General features: G+C 66.7%; 1 protein-coding gene. It reads right to left on the bottom strand.

The features are described 5' to 3' along the window. Positions 1-410, bottom strand: a 410-nt coding sequence (locus tag RM780_RS27695; protein ID WP_311633646.1) for an AMP-binding protein, incomplete at its 3' end; no start/stop codon positions are given. Between the last annotated feature and the right edge of the window lie 35 nt (positions 411-445).

Here is a 445-nt window from a genome sequence, read left to right as displayed (position 1 = left end):
GTGCGGTAATAGCCGTCCTCGTCGAACATCTCGGCGGTGATCTCCGGGCGCTTGTAGTACCCGGGGAACATCTGCTCGGACTTCACCAGCAGCTCACCGCGGGGGTGGGGCTGGTCGGTGCGGAAGTAGCCCAGATCCGGGACGTCGACCAGCTTGTAGTCGATCACCGGCGGTCGCTGGATGCGGCCGTCGACGAAGACCGAACCGGCCTCGGTCGAGCCGTAGCCCTCCAGCAGGTGCATGTCGAGAAGGCGCTCCACCCAGGCCTTCATCTCGGCCGAGATCGGCGCGGAACCGGTCATCGCGGAGACGAACCGCCCGCCCAGAAGGTCCTCACGGACCTCGGCGAGCACCGCGTCCTCACTGCCGCCGGAGCGGTCGAGACGGCTCTGGTACTCACCGAACAGCATGTCCCAGATGCGTGGCACGAAGCTCAGCTGCGTGG

Source organism: Streptomyces boetiae (assembly GCF_031845405.1).
Classification (GTDB): Bacteria; Actinomycetota; Actinomycetes; order Streptomycetales; family Streptomycetaceae; genus Streptomyces; species Streptomyces boetiae.
The sequence above is the reverse complement of the archived record's forward strand: the minus strand, read 5'-3'. Positions and strand labels throughout refer to the sequence as shown.